Here is a 1,150-nt window from a genome sequence, read left to right as displayed (position 1 = left end):
AATCAAATTTGAATTTTTCCTAAACTATTGCAGGGAATTTTCCTTAAACTATAATGAATGTGGACAATTTCTTTTCAGAAAACTTAATAAATACACTTAATTTAAACTAAACATTATGGGCTACATCACACAATCCGCAGGTTATTGGTTCTTGGCAATCTTTGGCATTGCCATGGTGCTAGTAACTTATTTTTTCGCCAGATGGAAAAAATGGCACACAAAAGATGGTTTTCTTGTGGCAAGCCGACAAGTTGGCTGGGGCATTGGAGCATCAAGCATTGCCGCCTCTTGGATATGGGCGCCTGCTCTTTTTGTTTCAGTCCAGCTCGCTTATCAAAAAGGTTTGGCTGGCATTTTTTGGTTTACCGCTCCAAATATTTTAGCGTTAGCAATTTTTGCCTTCCTCGCACCACGCATTAGAAAATTATTACCCGAAGGCTACACTCTTCCGCAATATATTCGCCACCGTCTGCAAAGTGAAAAAGTGCACAAAATCTATCTTTTCCCATATTTCTTTTATCAACTCATGGCAATAACTGTTCAGCTTTTTGCTGGAGGTAGTTTGGTTTCGCTTCTCACAGGTATCCCGCTGACAATTGTTATGCCAATTTTAGCGGTTATCGCTTTGGTTTATACACTTATCTCAGGGCTTGAAGCTTCAGTAATTACAGATTTTGTGCAGCTCGCTATGATATTTGTTATCGGCGCAATTATTTTGCCTATGACATGGGCGGCAGCCGGTGGCTCATCGGCAATCAGCGCAGGTTTAAATGGAATCGAGGGAATCAAAAATATCTTTGATCCGGGTGTAGCCTTCTCACTCGGAATTGTTACCGCAATCGGTTTAATCGCAGGCGCCATATCCGACCAACAATATTGGCAAAGAACTTTCGCTATCAAGAAAAATCAACTCGTCAAAGCCTTCGTTGTCGGAGCATTACTCTTTGGTATTGTTCCAATCGCATTATCAACTCTCGGCTTCTTGGCAGCTAATCCTGCCCTGAATGTTGTTTTGCCAGCAGGCGTTGATGTTTCGATGATAGGCGTACAAACTGTCGCCAACTTATTGCCAACATGGGCAGTATTCGCATTCGTCGTAATGCTCCTTGCTGGACTTAGCTCAACGCTCGATTCGGGCTTATCCGCTGCA

General features: G+C 42.4%; 1 protein-coding gene. It reads left to right on the top strand.

Annotation, left to right across the window (positions count from 1 at the left end; translation table 11 throughout):
* Positions 1 to 172: 172 nt before the first annotated feature.
* A partial coding sequence (locus COU51_04480) for a hypothetical protein (GenBank protein PIR66315.1) occupies positions 173 to 1,150 on the top strand: 978 nt, incomplete at its 3' end.

Source organism: Parcubacteria group bacterium CG10_big_fil_rev_8_21_14_0_10_36_14, from assembly GCA_002772895.1.
GTDB lineage: Bacteria > Patescibacteriota > Patescibacteriia.
The sequence above is the reverse complement of the archived record's forward strand: the minus strand, read 5'-3'. Positions and strand labels throughout refer to the sequence as shown.